The organism is Sphingomonas hominis, assembly GCF_013328205.1.
In the GTDB taxonomy this organism is placed as follows: Bacteria; Pseudomonadota; Alphaproteobacteria; order Sphingomonadales; family Sphingomonadaceae; genus Sphingomonas; species Sphingomonas hominis.
In genome coordinates this window covers 61,656-82,385 of record NZ_JABULH010000005.1, presented here as the reverse complement: position 1 = coordinate 82,385, position 20,730 = coordinate 61,656, and the positions used below count along the sequence as shown (strand labels likewise).

The following is a 20,730-nucleotide window of genomic DNA, read 5'->3' as shown; positions in this document are numbered from 1 at the left end:
CGTCCGCCATTGCCGACGGGGTTCGGCTCGGGGCAACGCTTCGACGTCGGGCGAGGTGCGGGTGCGAATGCGTAAGGGTGGATTTCTCGGGCTGGCTGCGATGCCGGCGCTGGTGGTGGCGTGCAGCGGCGGGGTCGTGCCCGATCCGGGTGGCCGCGCGCCGCTCGCCGCTGAGACGCAGAGCTACGCCGCGCCGATCGTCAGCCTGCCGGTGCCGGTCACGCGCCCGCTGCCCGTCACCAACGCCGCCCCTGCCGCGCTGCGCGCCCGTGTCGACCAGTTGATCGCCGCCTTTCCCGGCAAGGCTGGTGCCGCGATCCGCGCGGTCGACGACGGCTGGACCGTTCAGCGCGGCGGCGCGCTCAGCCTGCCGCAACAGAGCGTCAGCAAATTGTGGGTCGCCTTGACCGTCCTGTCGCATCGCGACGCGGGCAAGCTCCGGCTCGACGATCCGGTGCTCGTCACGCCGCAGGATCTGACGCTGTTCCACCAACCGATCGCGGGCCTGGTGCGCGGCGAGGGCTATCGCACCACCGTCATGGGGCTGCTGACGCGCGCGCTGACGCAGAGCGACAACACCGCCAACGACCGGCTGCTGACGCTGGTCGGCGGCCCGAGCGCGGTGCGCGCCTTCATCGCCGAGCATCAATTGGGCGCGATCCGCTTCGGTCCGGGCGAGCGCCTGCTCCAGAGCGGCACCGCTGGGCTCACCTGGAACCAGTCGATGGCGACCGGCCGCGGGTTCGAGGCGGCGCGCGCGCGCCTCGCCCCCGAGGTGCGCGCGGCGGCGATGCAGCGCTATATCGACAATCCGCCCGACGGCGCGGCCCCGCTCGCGATCGCCGATGCGCTCGCGCGGCTGGCGCGCGGCGAGCTGCTGACCGAAACCTCGACCCGCGTGATGCTCGACACGATGGGCGCGTCGGTGACGGGCCGCGCCCGGCTGCGCGCCGCGCTGCCTGCGGGATGGAAGATCGCGCACAAGACCGGCACCGGACAGGAACTCGCCGGGCGCAACGCCGGGTTCAACGACGTCGGCCTGCTGACCGCCCCCGATGGCAAGCGTTACGCGGTCGCGGTGATGATCGGCGACACGCGCACGCCCATGCGCGTGCGCCAGCAATTGATCCAGAACATCGGTGCCGCGCTGACCGGTGGCCGGGTCGCATCAAGCGTCAGCGAGGACCCAAGCGAGAGCTGATCTCCTGCCGTCATCCCGGACTTGATCCGGGATCCCGCTTCTCCCACGCCGGCAAGGAAGCGGGACCCCGGATCAAGTCCGGGGCGACGAGTGGGTGGGGTAATCCACCGCGTTGCCGATCCGCCACGCCCCCGAACCATCGCGCCACCGCTGTTTCGCTGCCACGCGAAACCCCCTAAGTGTCGGCCATGCCGCATCTCTATCTCGTCGACGGTTCGGGCTACATCTTCCGCGCCTATCACCGCCTGCCGCCGCTCACCAACAAGCACGGCGAGCCGGCCGGCGCGGTCTACGGCTATGCCTCGATGCTGTGGCGGCTGGCGGACGACCTGCACAAGGCCGACGGCCCGACCCACATGGCGGTCATCCTCGACAAGTCCTCGGTCACGTTTCGCAACGAGATGTACGACGGCTACAAGGCGCACCGCCCCCCGCCGCCCGAGGATCTCGTGCCGCAATTCCCGATGATCCGCGACGCGACGCGCGCCTTCTCGCTGCCGTGCATCGAGGAACAGGGCTGGGAGGCCGACGACCTGATCGCCAGCTATGCCAAGGCGGCGCTGGCCGAAGGCTGGCAGGTGACGATCGTCTCCTCCGACAAGGACCTGATGCAATTGGTCGAGGACGGCAGCCTCGACATGCTCGACACGATGGCCAACCGCCGGCTGGGCGAGGCGGATGTCGAGGCGAAGTTCGGCGTGCCGCCCAAGAAGGTCGGCGAGGTGCTCGCGTTGATGGGCGATTCGGTCGACAACGTGCCCGGCGTTCCCGGCGTCGGCCCCAAGACCGCGGCCAAGCTGATCCAGGAGTTCGGCGACGTCGAGGGCGTGCTCGCGGCCGCGCCCGAGATGAAGAAGAGCAAGTTGAAGGATAACCTGCTCGAATACGCCGAGAACGCCCGCCTCTCACGGCGGCTGGTCGCGCTCGCCTGCGACGTGCCGCTGCCCGAACCGCTCGAGGATCTGGCGCTCAAGGGCATTCCCGAGGCGCCGCTGCGCGCCTTTCTCGAACACCACGGCTTCAAGTCACTGCTGTCGCGTCTCGGGCAGGTCGCCGACGCACCGACGCGCGAGGCCAAGGTGCCGGGCGTTCAGTTCGACGACGAGCCATCGTGCAACCACGACGGCTACGAGACGGTGATCGAGGAAGCCAAGCTCGATGAATGGATCGCCGCGGCGCATCACCAGGGCTGGGTCGCGCTCGATACCGAGACGACGGGCAAGGACCCGATGGCCGCGACGCTGGTCGGTATCTCGATCGCGCTCGCCCCCAACCGCGCCTGCTACGTGCCGCTCGCGCACGGCGGGTCGGACATGTTCGCGGACCGCCCGGCGCAGCTCGACGCCGCGCTGGTGCTGGGCAAGCTCAAGCCGCTCTTGGAGGACGCCGGCGTCCTCAAGGTCGGGCACAATTTCAAGTACGACCTGATCATCCTCAACCGCGCCTTCGCCGCCGCTGGGCTCGGCGCGGTGACGATCGCGCCCATCGACGACACGATCGTGATGAGCTTCGACCTAGACGCTGGCCTTCATGGCCACGGCATGCACGAGCTCGCAGCCACCCACCTCCAGCATTCGTGCATCGCCTACAAGGACGTGGTTGGCACCGGCAAAAAGGCGCTCGGCTTCCACGAGGTCGATCTGAAGGCCGCGACCCGCTACGCCGCGGAGGACGCCGACGTGACGCTCCGGCTGTGGCGGCGCTTCAAGCCGCGCTTGCCGGCGGAGAGCGCCACCCGCGTCTACGAGATGGTCGACCGCCCGCTCGTCCCCGTCATCGCGCGAATGGAGCAGCGCGGCATCACCGTCGACCGCGAGCGGCTGGCGGCGCTGTCGGCCGACTTCTCCGAGCAGATCGCCGGGCTGGAGACGGTCATCCACGACCTCGCCGGCGGACCATTCACGATCGGCAGCCCCAAGCAATTGGGCGACGTGCTGTTCGAGCGACTGGGCTTGAAGGGCGGGCGCAAGGGCAAGAGCGGGGTCTATTCGACCGACGTGAACGAGCTCGAACGCCTCGCCGCCGACAAGGATTCGGCCGGCGCGGAGATCGCGCGCAAGGTCCTCGACTGGCGCGGGCTCACCAAACTCAAGAACACCTACACCGACACGTTGCAGGAGCAGATCAACGCCGACACCGGCCGCGTCCACACCAGCTACTCGCTAACCGGCGCGCAGACCGGGCGGCTGTCGTCGTCCGACCCGAATTTGCAGAACATCCCAATCCGGCAGGAGGTCGGCCGCCAGATCCGCGACGCGTTCGTGGCGTGGCCCGGCCACGTCATCCTCGCCGCCGATTACTCGCAGATCGAGCTGCGTTTGGCCGCGCACATGGCCGACGTGCCTGCCTTGAAACAGGCGTTCGCCAACGGCGACGACATCCACAGCCTGACCGCGCAGGAGCTGTTCGGCGAGGTGACACGCGACAATCGCGCGCGCGCCAAGACGATCAATTTCGCGATCCTCTACGGCATCAGCCGCTGGGGGCTCGCCGGCCGGCTCGACATCTCGGCGGACGAGGCGCAGTCGATGATCGACCGCTATTTCGATCGCTTCCCCGGCATCAACCGCTACATCGCCGAGACGTTGACGCAAGTGCGCGAGCACGGCTTCACCACCACCTTGTTCGGGCGCAAGACGCACTTCCCGCGCATCCGCAGCAAGGTGCAGAATGAACGCCAGGGCGCCGAGCGCGCCGCGATCAACGCGCCGATCCAGGGCACCAGCGCCGACATCATCAAGCGCGCCATGGTGCGCATGGAACCCGCACTCGCCGCCGCCGGGCTGACGAGCACGCACATGCTGCTCCAGGTCCACGACGAACTGGTGTTCGAGGTCGCTGACGGCGAGGTCGAGGCGGCGCGCGGCGTGATCGAGCACGTCATGGCCACTGCCGCCGAGCCCGCGGTCAAGCTCGACGTACCATTGGGCGTCGAGATCGGCACGGGGGCGAGCTGGGGAGCGGCGCATTGACCAGCGCCCCCTCGGCGCTCACGCCGAACCAAGCGGGTGCGGTGCCGGCCGAACAGAAGGACATCGCCGCGCTCGCCAAGGGCGGGCGCACCAACGTCGCGGGGTTCGTGCTGCGGCTCGGCGCGCGCATCCCGTTCCTGTTCATTGCCGGGCATCTGTACGGCGCGGCGCTGGTCGGGCGCTTCGCGATCGCGGTGGTGGTGGTCGAACTCGCCGCGCTAGTCGCGACGCTCGGGCTGAAGCGCGGCCTCGCGCAGGCGCTGAGCAGCACCGATCGCCCGCACAATGCGGTGGTCGCCGACGCGCTGACCGTCGCGCTGATCGTCTCGCTGTGCGCCAGCGCGCTGCTGTGCGCCTTTCCGGGAGCGATGTATCCGAACAGCTGGATCACCGGGCTCGACCGCTTCTTCCCGCTGATCATCCTCGCGCCCGCGCTGTCCGACGTCAGCCTCGCCGCACTCGCCTATCGCCACGACGTGAAAGCGAGCGTCACCGCGCGCGCGGTGGTGGAGCCGTGGACGCTGTCGGGCGCGGCCTACGCTTTCTCCTTCTTCACGCTGCGCGATGGGCTGATCCTGTCCTACGTCGCCTCGATGATCGCCGCGCTGATCGCCAGCATCGTGCCGCTGGTGCGCAGCTACGGGTTCCCCACCGGCTGGTCGCCGCAGTTGCGCGGGTTGTTCGCCCTCGCGCGCGCGAACGCGCCGCTGGCGGGCGCCGACGCATTGGAGTGGGGCAGCCGCAATGTCGACCGGCTGGTGCTGGGGGTGCTGTTCGCGCCCGGCGTCGTCGGCATCTATTACATGGCGCAGCAGGTCGCGAGCCTGCCGCAGAAGCTCAAGACCAGCTTCGACCCGATCCTTGGTCCCGTGGTGACGCAGAGCCTGGCGCGGCGCGACTACCCGGCGATCGCGCGGCAGGTGCGACAGGTCGCGTTCTGGATCATCGCCGCGCAATTGTGCCTGGCCCTCATGGCGTCGATCCCGCGCAAGGCAGTGATGGCCTCGATCGGCCCGCAGTTCGAGAGCGGAGCGGCAGCGATGGTGTTCCTGCTGTTCGCGGAGGTGTTCGCCTCCACCGGGGCGGTCAGCGAATCCGCGCTCGTCTACATGGCTCGGCACCGCAACCTCGTCATCTCCGCAACGATGCTGGGGGTACAGGTCGCGCTGTCGTTCGCGTTCGTGCTCGGGATGCGCGGCTTGGGCTTCGGGCTGACCGAGCAGGCGGCGGGCGCGCCGGTCGCGCTGATGGTGACGCTGCTGCTGACCTCGGTCGTGAAGGCGCGCGTGCTGCGCCGGATGCTCGGCGCGTCGGTGTCGCCGATGCGCTGGCCGCTCGCCTGGGCGGCGGTCGCGGCGGGGCTGGTCGGCGCGGCGTTCACGCTGCTGCCGCCGGGCTACCGCGCGGTCCAACTCGCGGTCGGCATCCCCGCGACCGCCGCGGTCTATCTGTGGATGATCTGGCGCTACGCCTTCGGGCCCGAGGACCGGGCACTGTTCACCAAGATGCCGCAAGCGGAGGAAGCGACGCTGCCCAAGGAGGGTGGCTTCACGATCTAGCCGAAACGTCTCGCATATCCCACGTCATCCCGGGCTCGACCCGGGGTCCCGCTTCTTCTGCGCCGACAAAAGCGGGACCCCGGATCAAGTCCGGGGTGACGAAGGAAGAGGGAGGGGGGCGCACACCCACTCCCGTCACTCACCTTCGCTCAATGGCGGAAGTGGCGCATCCCCGTGAACACCATCGCCAGCCCCGCCTCGTCCGCCGCCGCAATCACCTCGTCGTCGCGGATCGAGCCGCCCGGCTGGATCACCGCGGTCGCCCCCGCCTCGACCGCCGCCAGCAACCCGTCGGCGAACGGGAAGAACGCGTCGGACGCGACCGCCGAGCCGATCGTGCGGGGTTCGCCCCAGCCCGCCTTGTCGGCGGCGTCCTTCGCCTTCCACGCCGCGATCCGCGCCGACTCCAGCCGGTTCATCTGCCCCGCGCCGACCCCAGCGGTGGCACCGTCCTTGGCGTAGACGATCGCGTTCGACTTGACGTGCTTGGCGATCGTCCAGGCGAACCGGCAATCGGCCAGCTCCTGCGCGGTCGGCTGGCGCTTGGTCACGACCTTGAGCATATCGTCGGACAGCACCCCATTGTCGCGCCCCTGCACCAGCCATCCGCCCGCAATCGACTTGGCGAACAACCCGCCGCGCGCCGCATCGGGCAGGTCGCCGGTCAGCAGCAGCCGCAAATTCTTCTTGGCGGCGAACAGCGCGATCGCTTCCTCGTCGGCGTCGGGCGCGACCACTACTTCGGTGAAGATGCCGGTGATCGCCTTCGCGGTCGCCGCGTCGAGCCGGCGGTTGAGCGCGATGATCCCGCCGAACGCCGACACCGTGTCGCACGCGAACGCCTGAGCATAGGCGTCCTCCAGCGTCGCCGCAGTCGCGACGCCGCACGGATTGGCGTGCTTGACGATCACGCAGGTGGGCTGCGCGTCGCGGAACTCCGCCACCAGCTCGAGCGCCGCGTCGGCGTCGTTGTAATTGTTGTAGGACAGCGCCTTGCCCTGCACCTGCCACGCTTGGCCCACACCGCGCACGCCATCGTTCGCGGCGTAGAAGGCGGCGGACTGGTGCGGGTTCTCGCCGTAGCGCAATGCGTCACCCGCGCGGCGCAGCGTCAACGGCAGCACGTCGGGGAAGGCCGCGCCCTGGTCGACCTGCCCGAACCAGCGCGCGATCGCGCCGTCGTACGCGGCGGTCAGCGCGAACGCCTTCGCCGCCAGCAGGCGACGATCGTCGAGCGTCGTCTCGCCCGCCGCCACCAGCGCGTAATCCGCCGGGTCGGTCACGATCGCGACGTAGGCGTGGTTCTTCGCCGCCGATCGCACCATGCTCGGCCCGCCGATGTCGATGTTCTCCACCACCTCGTCGCGCGCAGCCCCCTTCGCGACCGTCGCCTCGAACGGGTAGAGGTTGACCACCACCAGGTCGATCGCACCGATATTGTGCTCCTCCAGCGACGCGGCGTGGCCCGCGTCGTCGCGCACCGCCAGCAGCCCGCCGTGCACCATCGGGTGCAGCGTCTTGACGCGCCCGTCCATCATCTCGGGAAAGCCGGTCAGTTCCGAGATGTCGCGCACGTCGAGCCCGGCGTCGCGCAGCGCCTTGGCAGTGCCGCCGGTCGAGACGAGTTCGACGCCGCGGTCAGCGAGCGCGCGGGCGAGATCGACCACCCCCGTCTTGTCGGACACGGAGAGAAGCGCGCGCTTAATCGTAATGCTGGTCATGGCTGCGCGCCTTGGCCGCTCAGCACGCGCGCATCAAGACCCAGAGCGGCGTACGCGCGAACAGCCGAGCGTTTCGCGACCAGCTTCTTGCCGTCACCCCGGACTTGATCCGGGGTCCCGCTTCTCGGATGCGGTAAGGGAAGGCAGCGAGGTCCCGGATCAAGTCCGCAATGACGATGAGGCAATTCGCTCGGGCGCTCTAAGTCACCGCGCGCGCTTGAAGACCCAACTGATCGTCGCGCCGCCCGGATCGGCGCTGCCGCCCGCGACGATCTGCTTCGTCGGCACGATCTCTCCGGCCGGATCGATCCACACGCTGTCCTCGATCATCACGGTCGCGCCGGCGGCGCGAAAGTGCCACACCGCGCCCTGCGGCGTCGTCAGCGTGGCACCCTGCGCGTCGGGGCTGGCCGAAACCTCGACACCCATCCCTAAGTGGAAGCGCGCCACGAACGGCACCGCGCCGCGCGCCTGCCGCTTACCCGCGGGCAGCAGCGAATCCTCGCCGCGCAGTTCCAGCCCGTCGACCGTCATCGTCAGCGTGCGGTGATGGCGAAAGCCGAAACGGCGCGCGTAACCGTCGTGCCGCGCCTCGATCCGGCTGCCCGCGTCCGATTCCTGCCGCGACAGGTCGACCGCACCGACTCCGCGCCCGAGCGATCCGTCGGGCAGCAGTGCGGTCGAATTGGTGTCGGCGAGCACCAAGGTCGAGTGCGCCGCGGTGGAGCGCAAGCCAGCCGCCAGCCCCGCGTCCGCGACCGCCAGCGCGCCGCCGCAATTGACGATCAACCGCTCCTCGCCGTCCGACAGTTCGAACGCCAGCGTCGACGCGCACGCGCCGGCCGCGCTCGGGCTGGTCGGGGGCGGGGCGGCGTCCATCACCAGCACGCTGCGCGCCGCCGCGATCCGCTGATACCCGCGGTCGCTCGCCTGACGTAGCGGGCGGCGCACGACGCGGCTGGCCGCCAGCACCGCCTGCACCTCGTCGTAGCCGATCGGGCCCGCGCCCTGCCAGCTCGACAGCCCGGCATCGCCCATCATCGTGCCCAGCAGCGCCGACACGCTGCGCGCCAGCACCTGCATCACTGGCTCGGGCAAATCGAGCCGACGCGCGTCATAGGCGGCGCGCAAACAAGCGAGCAGCTCGATCGCGTCCAGCTGATCGCGCGGCGACCGGCTGGCGATCCCGCCGTCGCTGCCGATCGACACCGACAATGCACGCTCCAGCCCGGCCTCGCCGATCGCGCGGCGCGGGTCGCCGCCCGGGATCAGCAGCCCCGCCGCGACCACGCCGCACCACGCCGCGATCCGGCGCACGCCCACCGGCGTCTTGTCGGCGGTGCGATCGAGGTGGCGCGCGCCACGCGCGATCGCGCTCAGCACGCTGCTGCGATAGATCAGGTCGGTGGACGACAAGAGCAGCGGCGCGTGCGCTGTCCACATCAGCATCCGCCGCCCCCATAGGTCGGGGCGCCAGCCGCGCTCGGTCACGCGCTCGCCGTTGACCGCGAGCCAGCGCTGCGTCAGCACCTCGGCGGTGCGCGTCGCCGCGGCGCGATCCGGCGCCGCCCACAGGTCGCGCAGCCAGGCGAAGCTCTGCGCGTGATCGTCGAACGCGACACTGCCGATCGAGGAAGCGAAGGTCACCTCGTCGAGCGCGCGGAACTCGTTGCCCCACGCCAGCCAGCCCGCGGTCAGTGCCTCGCCGCGCTCGGCATCGCCCGCGACCGGATCGGCCGGAACCGCCAGCAGCTTGCGCGGGTAACGCCCCTTCAGCCGCATGTCGTGGATCGGCGTGCGCCACGTCAGCCGGTCGAAATAATCCGCGACACGCTGCCCCAGCGACGCGCTGCCCTCGCCGGCGGCGCGCACCATGCGGTGCCCGGCATCGATCGTATCGCGCCCTTGACCGTCGTTCGGCTCGTCGGCGCGGGACTCGCTCATTCGCCGCGGATCGCCCGGATATTGGCGGCATAGGCTTCCGGCCCGCCGCGGAAGGTGGCGGTGCCGGCGACCAGCGCGTCGGCGCCCGCGTCGATCGCGCGCGGCGCCGTCGTCGCGTCGATCCCACCGTCGACCTCCAGGTCGATGTCGCGGCCGGTGGCGTCGATCATCTTGCGGATCGCGGCGATCTTTTTCAGCTGGCTGTCGATGAAATGCTGCCCGCCGAACCCCGGATTGACGCTCATCACCAGCACCAGGTCGACCATGTCGAGCAGGTAATCGAGCATCTTCGCCGGCGTGCCCGGACACAGCACCACGCCCGCGCGCTTGCCGAGCGACTTGATGTGCTGGAGCGAGCGGTGGATGTGCGGCCCCGCCTCCGGGTGAACGGTGATCGTGTCCGCACCGGCCTCCGCGAACGCGTCCAGGTACGCGTCGATGGGTGAGATCATCAGGTGGACGTCGAACGGCTTGGTCGTGTGCGGGCGGATCGCCTTCACGATCGCTGGACCCATCGAGATGTTAGGCACGAAATGCCCGTCCATCACGTCGATGTGGATCCAGTCCGCACCGGCCGCGTCAATCGCGCGCACTTCCTCGCCCAGCTTCGCGAAATCGGCGGACAGGATCGAAGGCGCGATGCGGACGGGCTTTTGCATACGCTTGCCCTAGCGTGCGCGACGCCTATCCGCCAGCACGACGCAGGCGCGCGACGAAGAAGCCGTCGCACCCGCCCTGGTCCGCCAGCATCCCCGGCAACGTCCGCACATAGCCGCGCTCGTGCGGCGTAATCCCTACCGGCAGTTCGTCACCGCGCGCCGGCTCCAGCACGTAATCGCCGCGAGCCTCAAGGAAGCGGTCGAGCTGCGCCTCGCCTTCCTCGGGCTCGAGCGAGCAGGTGGCGTAGACCAGCACGCCGCCTGGGCTCACCCACTCGGCCGCGCGCTCCAGGATGTGCGCCTGCAACGCGGCGGTTTCCGCGATCACGCCGTCATGCGCGCGGTACAGCACGTCGGGGTGGCGGCGGAAGATGCCGGTCGCGCTGCACGGCGCGTCGATCAGCACCGCCTCCGCTGGGACCGCCGGCGCCCAATCGAGCACGTCGGCGATCGTCACCTCGAACGCGAGCCCGGTGCGTGCGCGGTTCTGCGCCAGCCGCTCGGCCCGCGTCTGCGACACGTCGACCGCCTCGACCGCCCATCCGGCCGCGGCGAGTTGCAGCGTCTTGCCGCCCGGCGCCGCGCACAGGTCGAGCGCCTTGCCCGTCCCCCGCCCGATCAACCGCGCCGGGATCGTCGCCGCGACGTCCTGCACCCACCAGCCGCCGTCGTCGTACCCCGGCAGCGTTGGCACATCGCCGCCTGCCACGCGCACGTGGTCCGCCGCCAGCGACACGCCGTCGGGATGCACCACCGCCGCATCGCGCAGCGACAGATCGAGCGGCGGTGGCAGCGCGATCGCGTGACGGGCGGCGTCCACGGTCGCCTTGCCCCAAGCGCCGCGCCACCGCCCCGCGACATGCGCGGGCAGCATCGGCCGCTCCGGCAAGGTCGCACCCTGCCGCATCAGCGTGCCGAACACGCCGTGTACCAGCTTCCGCGGCCCGCCGTCGACCAGCGGCAGCACCGTTGCGATCGCCGCGTGCGGCGGCGTGCCGAGCGCCAGCGCCTGCACCAACGCGATGCGCAGGGCGAAGCGCGCCTTGGCGTCGTCGGGCAATCGCTGCCGCGTCGCCGAATCGATCAGCGCGTCGAGATCGGGCAACCGCCGCAGCGTTTCCGCCGCGATCGCAAGCGCCAACCCGCGGTCCGGCCCGCCGTGCAGCGCGCGCGTCGCCAGCGGGATCGCCGCGTCGAGCGCCTCGCCGCGCCGAAGCACCGCGTCGAGCAACCGCAGCGCCGCCCGCCTGGGCGCGGTGCCCAGCGGCTCGCCCGCCCGCGTCATGTCGCGCGCCATCAGTGTCGCGCTTCGGGGATGCGCGCGTTCGTCTTGAAGCCGTTCATGCCGGCCCATATGTCGCCCGCGTCCCCCGCATACAATCCGAAAGGCCGGTTCATGGGAAAGCGCCCCGACAACGTGAAGCCGCCCGAATATCTCACGCCGAACACGCCCGTTCCCGCGCCCGAGCCGATGCGGCGCCCGGCCGAGGACCCGCTGGGTCGCGATCCCGTCCGCTACGGCGATTGGGAGAAAAAGGGCATCGCGATCGATTTCTGATCCGTGGATCGCCGCGTGGAATCGTTACTCATCTGGAACACGGTAGGCCGACCGGCTAAGACGACGGGCAGTCGGCAACCGGGCGCGCGCCGGTGCGTTCGCCCTTCAAATCGCAAAAAGGCTTCCCGATGACCGATACCGCGACTGCCACTCCCGTTACCGCTAACAACACGCACGAGGACGGCAGCCCCGCGCGGCTCCAGATCGACACGATCCGCACGCTGTCGATGGATGCGGTGCAGAAGGCGAACTCGGGCCACCCCGGTACGCCGATGGCGCTGGCACCGGTCGGCTGGACCGTGTGGAGCAACTATCTGCGCTACGATCCCGGCGCCCCGCAATGGCCCAACCGCGACCGCTTCGTGCTGTCGGTCGGCCATGCATCGATGCTGCTCTACGCGCTGTTGCATTTGGCTGGCGTCGAGGAGGTCGATGGCTCGGGCAAAAAGACCGGCCATCCCGCGATCAGCCTCGACGATATCAAGCAGTTTCGCCAGCTCTCGTCGCGCACCCCCGGCCATCCCGAATATCGCCACACGACCGGCGTCGAGACCACGACAGGCCCGCTCGGGCAGGGTTGCGGCAATTCGGTCGGCATGGCGATCGCCGAACGCTGGCTGGCGGCGCGCTACAACAAGCCCGGTTTCACGCTGTTCGACCATGACGTCTACGTCGTGTGCGGCGACGGCGACATGATGGAAGGCGTCAGCGCCGAGGCGGCGAGCATCGCCGGCCACCTGAAACTCTCCAACCTGTGCTGGATCTACGACAGCAACCACATCTCGATCGAGGGCGACACCGCGCTCGCCTTCGACGAGGACGTCGGCAAGCGGTTCGAGGCCTATGGCTGGAACGTCATGCACGTGAATGACGTCAACGATCTCGCCGCGATGAACGCCGCGCTCGACACGTTCAAGGCGACTAATGACAAGCCGACCTTCATTGTCGCGCACTCGGTGATCGGCTGGGGCAGCCCCAAGGCGGGCAGCGAGAAGGCGCACGGCGAGCCGCTCGGCGCGGAGGCGATCGCCAAGACCAAGCAGGCGTACGGCTGGCCGGAGAAGGACTTCTACGTTCCCGCCGACGCCAAGACCGCGTTCGAGCAGGCGGTGCGCGGTCGCGGCGAGAAACTGCGCACCGAATGGGAAGCGCTGCTGGCGACCTACACCGAGCAATTCCCTGCCGAGGGGGCCGAGCTCAAGCAGCTCCTGTCCGACGAGCTGCCCGAAGGGTGGGAGGACACGATCCCCACGTTCGACGCGGACGAGAAGGGCCTCGCCAGCCGCGATTCGAGCGGCAAGGTGCTGAACGCCATCGTGAAGAAGGTGCCGTGGCTGCTCGGTGGTTCGGCCGACCTCGCGCCCTCGACCAAGACCGACATCAAGGAAGCCGCCTCGTTCGAGGCGAGCAATTACGGCGGCACCAACTTCCACTTCGGCGTGCGCGAGCACGGCATGGGCGCGGTGGTGAACGGCATGGCGCTGTCGCACCTGCGTGCCTACGGCTCCACCTTCCTCGTCTTCATCGACTACATGCGCGCGCCCGTCCGCCTGTCGGCGATCATGGAGATCGGCTCGGTGTGGGTCTACACGCACGACTCGATCGGCGTGGGTGAGGACGGCCCGACGCACCAGCCGATCGAGCAGCTCGCCACGATGCGCGCTATCCCCGGGCTCGACACGATCCGCCCCGGCGACGCGAACGAGGTCGCCGAGGCGTGGCGCGCGATCCTGAAGGACGGCAGCACCCCCGCCGCGCTGGTCCTGTCGCGCCAGGCGCTGCCGACGCTCGACCGCAGCAAATACGCCAGCGCCGCGGGCGTCGCGCAGGGCGGCTACGTCCTCGCCGACAGCGAAAACCCGCAGGTGATCCTGATCGCGACCGGTTCCGAAGTGTCGCTCGCGGTCAACGCGTACGAGAAGCTCAAGGAAGAAGGCGTGGCCGCGCGGGTCGTCTCGATGCCGAGCTGGTATCGCTACGAGAAGCAGGACGACGCCTATAAGGAGAGCGTCCTGCCCAAGTCGGTCAAGGCGCGCGTCGCGATCGAGATGGCGGGCGAGATCGGTTGGGACCGCTACGTCGGCTACGAGGGCCGTACGATCACCATGTCGACCTTCGGCGCTTCCGCTCCGATCACCAAGCTGCAGGACAAATACGGCTTCACGGTCGAGAACGTCGTCAAGGTCGCGAAGGAAGTGATGGGCTGACGCAGATCAGCGCGCCGCGGCGAAACGCGGCGCGCGTCACCATATCGGCATCAGGCGCGCCGCGAACGGCGATCAAGAGGATCAAGGCATGAGCAAGCTCGAACAACTCCGCGACATCGGCCAGGCGCCGTGGCTCGACTTCGTCGACCGCAAGTTCCTCGATGCGGGCGGTCTGAAGAAGCTGGTCGATGAGGACGGGCTGACCGGCGTCACTTCCAACCCGACGATCTTCGAGAAGGCGATGGGCGCCGGCGACGCCTATGCCGCCGGCTTCGCCGAGTTCGACCAGGCGACGCCGAACGCCGAACCGATGGCGCGCTATGAATCGCAGGCCGTGAAGGACATCCAGGCTGCGTGCGACGTGCTGCGTCCCGTCTATGACCGGCTGGACACCAAGGACGGCTATGTCAGCCTCGAGGTCTCGCCCTATCTCGCGCTCAAGGGGCCGGAGACGGCCGAGGAAGCCGAGCGGCTGTGGAAGGCGGTCGACCGTGCCAATCTGATGATCAAGATTCCCGGCACCGACGACGGCGTCCGCGCGATCCGCGACACGATCGCCAAAGGCATCAACGTCAACGTGACGCTCTTGTTCTCGGTCGAATCGTACCAGAACGTCGCCCATGCCTATGTCGAGGGGCTGGAGGAGCGCGTGTCGAAGGACCTGCCCATCGACAAGATCGCCAGCGTTGCGAGCTTCTTCATCAGCCGCATCGACGGCAAGATCGACGACAAGATCGATGCGGGCACTGGCGGCGACGAGGCCAAGGCGCTCAAGGGCAAGGTCGCGATCGCCAACGCCAAACTCGCCTACGCCTGGTATCAGGAGTTCATCGCCTCCGACCGCTGGCAGAAGCTCGCCGCGAAGGGCGCGCAGCCGCAGCGGTTGCTGTGGGCGTCGACCGGCACCAAGAACCCCGACTATCCCGACACGCTCTACGTCGACGAGCTGATCGGCCCCGATACGGTCAACACCATGCCGCCCAAGACGATGGACGCCTTCCGCGACCACGGCACGGTCGAGGTTACCTTGACCAAGGATATCGACGGCGCGCGCAAGACGATCGCCGACGCCGACCGCCTCGGCCTCGACCTCGACGGCGTGACCAAGACGCTGGTCGACGAGGGCGTGGCGAGCTTCACCAAGTCGTTCGACGACCTGCTCGCCGCGATCGGCAAGCAGAAGACGGACGCCTGACGCCCTGTTTCCGCCGGCGGTTAGCGCCGGCGGAAACCCGTTCAAGTGGCAAGTGCGACGAGGGCTGTCCTACCGCGCACAGCCCCGCTACGGCGCCGAGACCGCGGCTTCGATCGTCGCTCTTTCACATCGCTCAGTACAGCTAGATCCGCGACAATGGCTCCCGGCCCAACCCGCCGAGCCGGTCAGCACACCTCACCTACACGCACGTCACCCCGGACTTGATCCGGGGTCCCGCTAACCTTGTCCAACCAGTCGGAATCACCCGCATCCGACCGACAACCGATCACCGTCTCGTTGGTGTGACCTTAGCGTGACCTTCCACCCACCGCGCCCGCGACCCCGCTCGAACACACCGCCGTTCAGCCCCGCAGCGACGTCGCGCTTCGTCCCCGAGCGCCGCTATCGACGCCCACGCCTCAGCCCGTCGTTGGACTATACTTCGCGTGACCTTCCGCGCGCGCCGACGCGCTCAGCCCCGTACCCTCACGCGCTCGCCCGCATGTCTCCAGTCTCGCGCCCCGCAGCCCAGGCAGCAAGCGCCTCGACGATGCGCGGCACCGCGTGACCGTCGCCATAGGGGTTATGCACCCCGCTCATCGCCGCATAGGCGTGCGCGTCGGTCAGCAGCCGCGTCGTCTCGCGCACGATCGCTTCCTCGTTGGTCCCGACCAGCCGGACGGTGCCGGCGTCGACCGCCTCGGGCCGCTCGGTCGTGTCGCGCATGACCAGCACCGGCTTGCCGAGCGACGGCGCTTCCTCCTGAATGCCGCCCGAGTCGGTCAGCACCAGCGTCGCTGCGTCGAGCATCGCGACGAACGGCAGGTAATCGAGCGGCGCGATCAGCCGCACATTGGGCAGGTCGCGCAGCAACCGATTGACCGGCTCCTGCACGTTGGGGTTGAGGTGAACCGGATAGACGAAATCAACCGCCGGGAAATCACGCGCGAGCCGCGCGAGCGCGGCGCAGATACGCTCGAACCCGGCACCGAAATTCTCGCGCCGATGCCCGGTCACCAGCACCATCCGCCGCCCGGGCGCGGGCAGCGGCAGGCCGGCGGTGACCTGTGCGTACAGCTCGGCGTCGCCACGCAGCCGCGCCACCACCTGCAACAGCGCGTCGATCACGGTGTTGCCCGTGACGGCGATGATCCGCGGGTCGATCCCCTCGGCGCGCAGGTTCTGGCTCGCATTGATCGTGGGCGCGAAGTGCAGCGTGGCGAGGCTGCCGGTCAGCTTGCGGTTCGCTTCCTCGGGCCATGGTGCGTAGAGGTCGCCGGTGCGCAACCCCGCCTCGACATGCGCGACCGGGATACGGTGCCAGTAAGCCGACAACGATGCGGCGAGCGTGGTCAGCGTATCACCGTGGACCAGCACGATGTCGGGCGTCTCGGCCGCGAACACCTCCGCCATGCCCGACAGCACCGCGGTCGCGACCCCGGTCAGGTCCTGCCCCGGCTTCATCACCGCCAGGTCGTGATCCGCCGACAGGTCGAACAGCCGCAGCACCTGGTCGAGCATCTCGCGGTGCTGCCCCGTCACGCACACCTTGGCATCGAACCGTGCGTCGGCGGCGAGCGCGAGTGCCAGCGGCGCCATCTTGATCGCTTCGGGCCGGGTGCCGAACACCGACAGAACCTTGATCGTCACTACGTCCCCGCTTGGTCGTTCGGGCAGGAGCTTAGAGCAGAAGGCTTAACGAAGCGGTGCCTCGGCGACCACGCGAACTACAGAGTTCGCGTCAGCGCGAGCCGAAGCCGGTCAGCATCGTCTTGATCGTGCGCACCACGATCAACAGGTCGATCCACGGCGAGAAGTTGCTGATGTAAAAGAAGTCGTAGGAAAGCTTCTTCATCACGTCCTCGATTTCTAGCACGTGACCCTGGCTCACTTGCGCCCAGCCGGTGATGCCCGGCCGCACGATGTGGCGATAACGGTAAAAGGGGATCTCGCTCTGGTACCAGCGCGACAAGGGCAGCGCCTCGGGCCGCGGGCCGATCCAGCTCATCTGCCCGCGCAGCACGTTCCACAATTGCGGCAGCTCGTCCAACCGGCTGCGACGCAGGAAGCGGCCGGGCGCGGTGATGCGCGGATCGCCGTCCAGCGTCTTCGCCGCCTCCAACTCAGCCTGCGTCGCTGGGCGGTTCACCATGGTGCGGAACTTCCACATGCGAAACGGCTTGCCGCGGTAACCGACACGCGGTTGCACGAAGAACACCGGCCCGCGCGAGGTAGCCTTGATGACGACCGCGATGGTGACGAGCACCGGTAGCAGCAGCAGCAGCACGCCCGACAGTGCGCATTCGGCGAGGAAACCTCCCCACTGGCCTCCCATGTCGACGTGAAAGTCCGTGGCGACCGAGTGATAGCCGGGCGGCAGCGCAGGTGCCTCCAGCGCTGTTCAATTGACGCCCGGCACGTCGAACAATCGCGCGGCGCGGCCCAGCGAGACCACGGCAATGAACAATTGCTGGCGGCGCTGCAGCTTGAAGTAGACCACGTAATGCCAGATCAGCGTCATCACGAAACTGACCAGCAGCAGCGGGCGGCTGTACCCCGCGCGCGCCATGAACAGCACCATCACCGCGACGCCGAAGGTCGAGGCGAAGATTGGAAACACGTAGTAGCTCGAGCGGATGCCCGGAAAGTTGCCGAGGTTGCGGAAAATCTGATGCCCAGCGATCAACGCGCCCGCACTCGCGATCAGCGTGTTGGCGAACAGGCTCTCGCCGCTCAACACGTCGAAAAGGTGACCGCGGCGGCGAAGGGAACAATAACCGCCAGCAGCATCGCGTCCTAGCGCTGCTCGGCGGTGAGGGATCACCGCACAGCGTTAGCCAGTATTCGTGCATCGCCTCGCCCGCGTCAGCGCGCAAATCGTGAACGTCCACCACTTGGCCGAGCGTGTGCAACCGCGTGATCACGTCGGCGACCTTGAAATTGGGAAGGTCGGGCACATCCTCTTCCAAGATGAATCCGAGCACCAGTACGCGGCCACTAGGTGCGAAGCCCGTCATCAGTTCTTCCGCGACCCACTCCGCCATCGAGCCGTTGATCGCGCGACTTGCCAAGATCACGGCGGGTTCGTGCCCGAGTTCACGCGCACGGAGACTGAGATAATATGGATCGACCCCGATACGATGACCACCGACTAGGCCGGCTGGAACTTCAGGAAGTTCCATTTCGTCCGCGCCGCCAGCACGTCCCATACCGAGATGTTCAGCCGCGCGAAGATGCGCGCGATCTCGTTCATGAAGGCGATGTTGATGTCGCGCTGCGCATTCTCGATCACCTTGGCGGCCTCCGCGACCGCGATCGAGGAGGCGGCGAAGCAGCCGCCACTCGTCACCGCGCCGTACAGCGCGTAAAGCGTGGCGGTTACCTCCGGGTTCTCGCCCGCCACCACCTTGGTGATGCGATCGACGGTATGCTCGCGGTCACCGGGATTAATTCGCTCGGGCGAGTAGCCGAGAAAGAAGTCACGCCCGCGCGTGAGGCCGCTGACCTCGGCGATCAGGGGACCGCAGATATCCTCGGTCACGCCGGGATAGACGGTGCTCTCGAACACCACGATCGGGCTGCGATCGGGGGCGATCATCCCGCCGACCATGCGCGACGCGGCGCGCACCAGCCGCAGGTCGGGGACATTGTCGGCATCGACCGGCGTCGGCACGGTGACGATATAGACGTCGGCGGGCGGACAATCTTCCGCACGTGCGATCAGCTTGAGCGTGCTGGCGGCGAGCGTACCGGCGTCGATCTCCCCGGTGCGGTCATGATGTTGCTCGGTGAGTTCCGCGATGCGGCCTTCATCGATGTCGAGCCCGACGGTGTCAAAATGCCGTGCCAGCGCGACCGCGAGCGGCAGCCCAACATAGCCGAGCCCGATGACGACAACGCGCGTGTCCGGGCTGACCGGCGCAGGCGTCATCACCCGGCGATCCGGTGATAGTCGCGGTACCAGGAAACGAAGCGCGGCACGCCGACGTCGATTGAGGTGGTCGGCGCATAGCCTAGGTCACGGCTGATCGCCGACACGTCGGCGTAGGTGCGCGGCACGTCACCTGCCTGCATCGGCAGGTAGTTGCGCACCGCCTCGCGTCCGGTCTCACGCTCCAGCAGGTCGATCATGCGGCCGAGATGCTCGGAATTACTGTTGCCGATGTTGTAGAGCCGGTGCGGCGCATGGCTGCCGCCCGCCTTCTCCTCGCCATCGTGGGGCGGGGGATTGTCGTGGCACGCGACCACGCCGGAGACGATGTCGTCGATATAGGTGAAGTCGCGTTCCATGTTGCCGTTGTTGAACACGGGGATCGGCTCGCCGGCGAACATCGCCTTGGTGAAGATCCACATCGCCATGTCGGGGCGACCCCACGGGCCATAGACGGTGAAAAAGCGCAAGCCGGTGAGCGGCAGGCGGTAGAGGTGGGCGTAGGTTTCGCTGATCAGCTCGTCTGCCTTCTTGGTCGCGGCATAGAGCGAGATCGGGTGGTCGACACGGTCCTCGACCGCGAACGGCAGCTTGGTGTTGCCACCGTAGACCGACGACGACGAGGCATAGACCATGTGCGCGGACCCGCGAGCCCGTGCGATCTCCAGCATGTTCAAGTGCCCGACGAGGTTGGCCTGCATATAGGCGTGCGGGTTCTCGATCGAGTAGCGCACGCCGGCCTGACCGCCGAGGTGTACGATGCGGTCGAACTCGAGGCCGGAGAGTGCAGCGGTCAGCGCAGCCATGTCGGCGAAATCGACCTGTAGGAAGGTAAAAGCGTTGCCGAACGCGTCGCGCAACTTCGCCAGCCGCGCCTGCTTGAGCATGGGGTCGTAATAATCGTTGACGATGTCGATGCCGATCACCCGAGTGCCGCGCGCGAGCAAGCGCTCGGCCACGTGCATCCCGATGAAGCCGGCCACACCCGTCACCAACGTCGCCATTTGATCAATCCCCCAGCCGCGCGTCGTCCTAATAGCCATGTCCCAAACCGCAAGCCCGGAGCATTTGAGCTCCGGGCTATTATACATTTACGTCGTGTTGCCGCCAATCGCCGCGGCGCGCGCATCACCGAATCTTGAAGATGAAGCGTATTGCCGAGCGATTGCGCCGGCCGGCATCCGCTGACCTATCACAAGGCGCCGAGCGTTCCCGCGACCTTGTTCGACATCGCCCACGGTACCGCGCGCGCGCTGGCCCCCGCGCTGCGTCACCGGGTGCGCATCGTGCACGCGCGCAGCTACCTGCCCGCGCTGATGGCGCGAGGGGTGAAGCGCGCTTACGGAGCCAAGCTGCTGTTCGACATGCGCGGATTGTGGGCGGACGAGCGCGTAGATGGCGGGCTGTGGCCGCGCGAGGGCGCGGTGTATCGCACGGTGAAGGGGCTGGAAGAGGGGTTGCTGGTTGATGCCGACGACGGCGTCACGCTGACCCACGCTCTGGCGGGCGAGATCAGGTCGTTTCCGTACCTGCGCGGACGCGACGTTGCGATGTCGATCATCCTAACGTGCGCGGACCTCGATCGCTTCCGTACGCCCGCGACACGCCCCGAGGGGCCGTTCACGCTCGGCTACCTCGGCTCGGTCGGGACCTGGTACCTCTTCGACGAGGTGCTGTAATGTTATAAATTGATCGCCGAGAAGCGGCCGGACGCGCGGTTGCTGGTGGTCAATCGGCACGAGCACGATTTCATCCACCAACGCGTCGCGGCGCTGGGGATCGC

General features: G+C 68.3%; 16 protein-coding genes. 7 read left to right on the top strand and 9 right to left on the bottom strand.

Going from position 1 to position 20,730, the window contains the following annotated elements; genetic code table 11:
* Positions 1 to 67: 67 nt before the first annotated feature.
* The 3 genes from HRV97_RS12110 (at position 68) to HRV97_RS12100 (ending at position 5,732) form a co-directional block, all read left to right on the top strand.
* Positions 68 to 1,201, top strand: a complete 1,134-nt coding sequence (locus HRV97_RS12110) for a serine hydrolase (RefSeq protein ID WP_174194535.1) — start codon at positions 68 to 70, stop codon at positions 1,199 to 1,201.
* A gap of 188 nt (positions 1,202 to 1,389) precedes the next feature.
* The gene (gene polA, locus HRV97_RS12105) at positions 1,390 to 4,173 is read left to right on the top strand and encodes a DNA polymerase I (RefSeq protein WP_174194534.1); all 2,784 of its coding nucleotides are present in this window, start codon (positions 1,390 to 1,392) and stop codon (positions 4,171 to 4,173) included.
* Positions 4,170 to 5,732, top strand: a complete 1,563-nt coding sequence (locus tag HRV97_RS12100) for a lipopolysaccharide biosynthesis protein (protein ID WP_174194533.1) — start codon at positions 4,170 to 4,172, stop codon at positions 5,730 to 5,732. Before polA ends, HRV97_RS12100 begins: the two co-directional genes overlap by 4 nt.
* 149 nt (positions 5,733 to 5,881) lie before the next feature.
* On the opposite strand, the gene purH is transcribed toward HRV97_RS12100, so the two are convergent.
* The 4 genes from purH to HRV97_RS12080 all read right to left on the bottom strand — a co-directional run bounded on the left by purH (position 5,882) and on the right by HRV97_RS12080 (position 11,353).
* The gene (gene purH, locus HRV97_RS12095; RefSeq protein ID WP_174194532.1) at positions 5,882 to 7,453 is read right to left on the bottom strand and encodes a bifunctional phosphoribosylaminoimidazolecarboxamide formyltransferase/IMP cyclohydrolase; all 1,572 of its coding nucleotides are present in this window, start codon (positions 7,451 to 7,453) and stop codon (positions 5,882 to 5,884) included.
* A 204-nt stretch (positions 7,454 to 7,657) separates the two neighbouring features.
* The gene (locus tag HRV97_RS12090; RefSeq protein ID WP_174194531.1) at positions 7,658 to 9,397 is read right to left on the bottom strand and encodes a heparinase II/III family protein; all 1,740 of its coding nucleotides are present in this window, start codon (positions 9,395 to 9,397) and stop codon (positions 7,658 to 7,660) included.
* Complete coding sequence (rpe, locus tag HRV97_RS12085; protein WP_174194530.1) at positions 9,394 to 10,056, bottom strand: ribulose-phosphate 3-epimerase; 663 nt, start codon at positions 10,054 to 10,056, stop codon at positions 9,394 to 9,396. Before rpe ends, HRV97_RS12090 begins: the two co-directional genes overlap by 4 nt.
* A gap of 25 nt (positions 10,057 to 10,081) precedes the next feature.
* Positions 10,082 to 11,353, bottom strand: coding sequence for an RsmB/NOP family class I SAM-dependent RNA methyltransferase (locus HRV97_RS12080; RefSeq protein ID WP_174194529.1), 1,272 nt, complete (start codon positions 11,351 to 11,353; stop codon positions 10,082 to 10,084).
* Positions 11,354 to 11,452: 99 nt separating this feature from the next.
* Here HRV97_RS12080 and HRV97_RS12075 point away from each other — a divergent pair, with 99 nt between their 5' ends.
* The 3 genes from HRV97_RS12075 to tal all read left to right on the top strand — a co-directional run bounded on the left by HRV97_RS12075 (position 11,453) and on the right by tal (position 15,016).
* Entirely contained in the window at positions 11,453 to 11,614 is a 162-nt protein-coding gene (locus tag HRV97_RS12075) for a DUF1674 domain-containing protein (RefSeq protein WP_174194528.1), read from the top strand.
* Between the two features lie 128 nt (positions 11,615 to 11,742).
* Positions 11,743 to 13,821, top strand: a complete 2,079-nt coding sequence (gene tkt, locus HRV97_RS12070) for a transketolase (RefSeq protein WP_174194527.1) — start codon at positions 11,743 to 11,745, stop codon at positions 13,819 to 13,821.
* Positions 13,822 to 13,909: 88 nt separating this feature from the next.
* Complete coding sequence (gene tal / locus HRV97_RS12065; protein WP_174194526.1) at positions 13,910 to 15,016, top strand: transaldolase; 1,107 nt, start codon at positions 13,910 to 13,912, stop codon at positions 15,014 to 15,016.
* Positions 15,017 to 15,502: 486 nt separating this feature from the next.
* On the opposite strand, the gene wecB is transcribed toward tal, so the two are convergent.
* The 5 genes from wecB to HRV97_RS12040 form a co-directional block, all read right to left on the bottom strand.
* A complete protein-coding gene (gene wecB / locus HRV97_RS12060; RefSeq protein WP_174194525.1) occupies positions 15,503 to 16,666 on the bottom strand; it encodes a non-hydrolyzing UDP-N-acetylglucosamine 2-epimerase in 1,164 nt (387 codons plus the stop codon).
* A gap of 91 nt (positions 16,667 to 16,757) precedes the next feature.
* Positions 16,758 to 17,351, bottom strand: a complete 594-nt coding sequence (locus HRV97_RS12055) for a sugar transferase (RefSeq protein WP_246248706.1) — start codon at positions 17,349 to 17,351, stop codon at positions 16,758 to 16,760.
* A 66-nt stretch (positions 17,352 to 17,417) separates the two neighbouring features.
* Positions 17,418 to 17,753 carry a hypothetical protein gene (locus tag HRV97_RS12050; RefSeq protein ID WP_174194478.1) on the bottom strand — a complete coding sequence of 112 codons (336 nt, stop codon included), beginning with the start codon at positions 17,751 to 17,753 and terminating at the stop codon, positions 17,418 to 17,420.
* A 414-nt stretch (positions 17,754 to 18,167) separates the two neighbouring features.
* A complete protein-coding gene (locus HRV97_RS12045; protein ID WP_246248705.1) occupies positions 18,168 to 18,947 on the bottom strand; it encodes a nucleotide sugar dehydrogenase in 780 nt (259 codons plus the stop codon).
* Positions 18,947 to 19,951, bottom strand: a complete 1,005-nt coding sequence (locus tag HRV97_RS12040; protein ID WP_174194523.1) for an SDR family NAD(P)-dependent oxidoreductase — start codon at positions 19,949 to 19,951, stop codon at positions 18,947 to 18,949. The genes HRV97_RS12045 and HRV97_RS12040 overlap by 1 nt, the downstream gene beginning before the upstream one ends.
* 150 nt (positions 19,952 to 20,101) lie before the next feature.
* Here HRV97_RS12040 and HRV97_RS12035 point away from each other — a divergent pair, with 150 nt between their 5' ends.
* Positions 20,102 to 20,626 carry a glycosyltransferase family protein gene (locus HRV97_RS12035; RefSeq protein ID WP_174194522.1) on the top strand — a complete coding sequence of 175 codons (525 nt, stop codon included), beginning with the start codon at positions 20,102 to 20,104 and terminating at the stop codon, positions 20,624 to 20,626.
* Positions 20,627 to 20,730: the final 104 nt, after the last annotated feature.

Excerpts from the sequence above, each read along its gene's own strand:
- HRV97_RS12110 (WP_174194535.1), top strand. The coding sequence starts at position 68 with ATGCGTAAGGGTGGATTTCTCGGGCTGGCTGCGATGCCGGCGCTGGTG.
- polA (WP_174194534.1), top strand. The coding sequence starts at position 1,390 with ATGCCGCATCTCTATCTCGTCGACGGTTCGGGCTACATCTTCCGCGCC.
- purH (WP_174194532.1), bottom strand. The coding sequence starts at position 7,453 with ATGACCAGCATTACGATTAAGCGCGCGCTTCTCTCCGTGTCCGACAAG.
- HRV97_RS12090 (WP_174194531.1), bottom strand. The coding sequence starts at position 9,397 with ATGAGCGAGTCCCGCGCCGACGAGCCGAACGACGGTCAAGGGCGCGAT.
- rpe (WP_174194530.1), bottom strand. The coding sequence starts at position 10,056 with ATGCAAAAGCCCGTCCGCATCGCGCCTTCGATCCTGTCCGCCGATTTC.
- HRV97_RS12080 (WP_174194529.1), bottom strand. The coding sequence starts at position 11,353 with ATGGCGCGCGACATGACGCGGGCGGGCGAGCCGCTGGGCACCGCGCCC.
- HRV97_RS12075 (WP_174194528.1), top strand. The coding sequence starts at position 11,453 with ATGGGAAAGCGCCCCGACAACGTGAAGCCGCCCGAATATCTCACGCCG.
- tkt (WP_174194527.1), top strand. The coding sequence starts at position 11,743 with ATGACCGATACCGCGACTGCCACTCCCGTTACCGCTAACAACACGCAC.
- tal (WP_174194526.1), top strand. The coding sequence starts at position 13,910 with ATGAGCAAGCTCGAACAACTCCGCGACATCGGCCAGGCGCCGTGGCTC.
- HRV97_RS12055 (WP_246248706.1), bottom strand. The coding sequence starts at position 17,351 with ATGGGAGGCCAGTGGGGAGGTTTCCTCGCCGAATGCGCACTGTCGGGC.
- HRV97_RS12045 (WP_246248705.1), bottom strand. The coding sequence starts at position 18,947 with ATGACGCCTGCGCCGGTCAGCCCGGACACGCGCGTTGTCGTCATCGGG.
- HRV97_RS12040 (WP_174194523.1), bottom strand. The coding sequence starts at position 19,951 with ATGGCGACGTTGGTGACGGGTGTGGCCGGCTTCATCGGGATGCACGTG.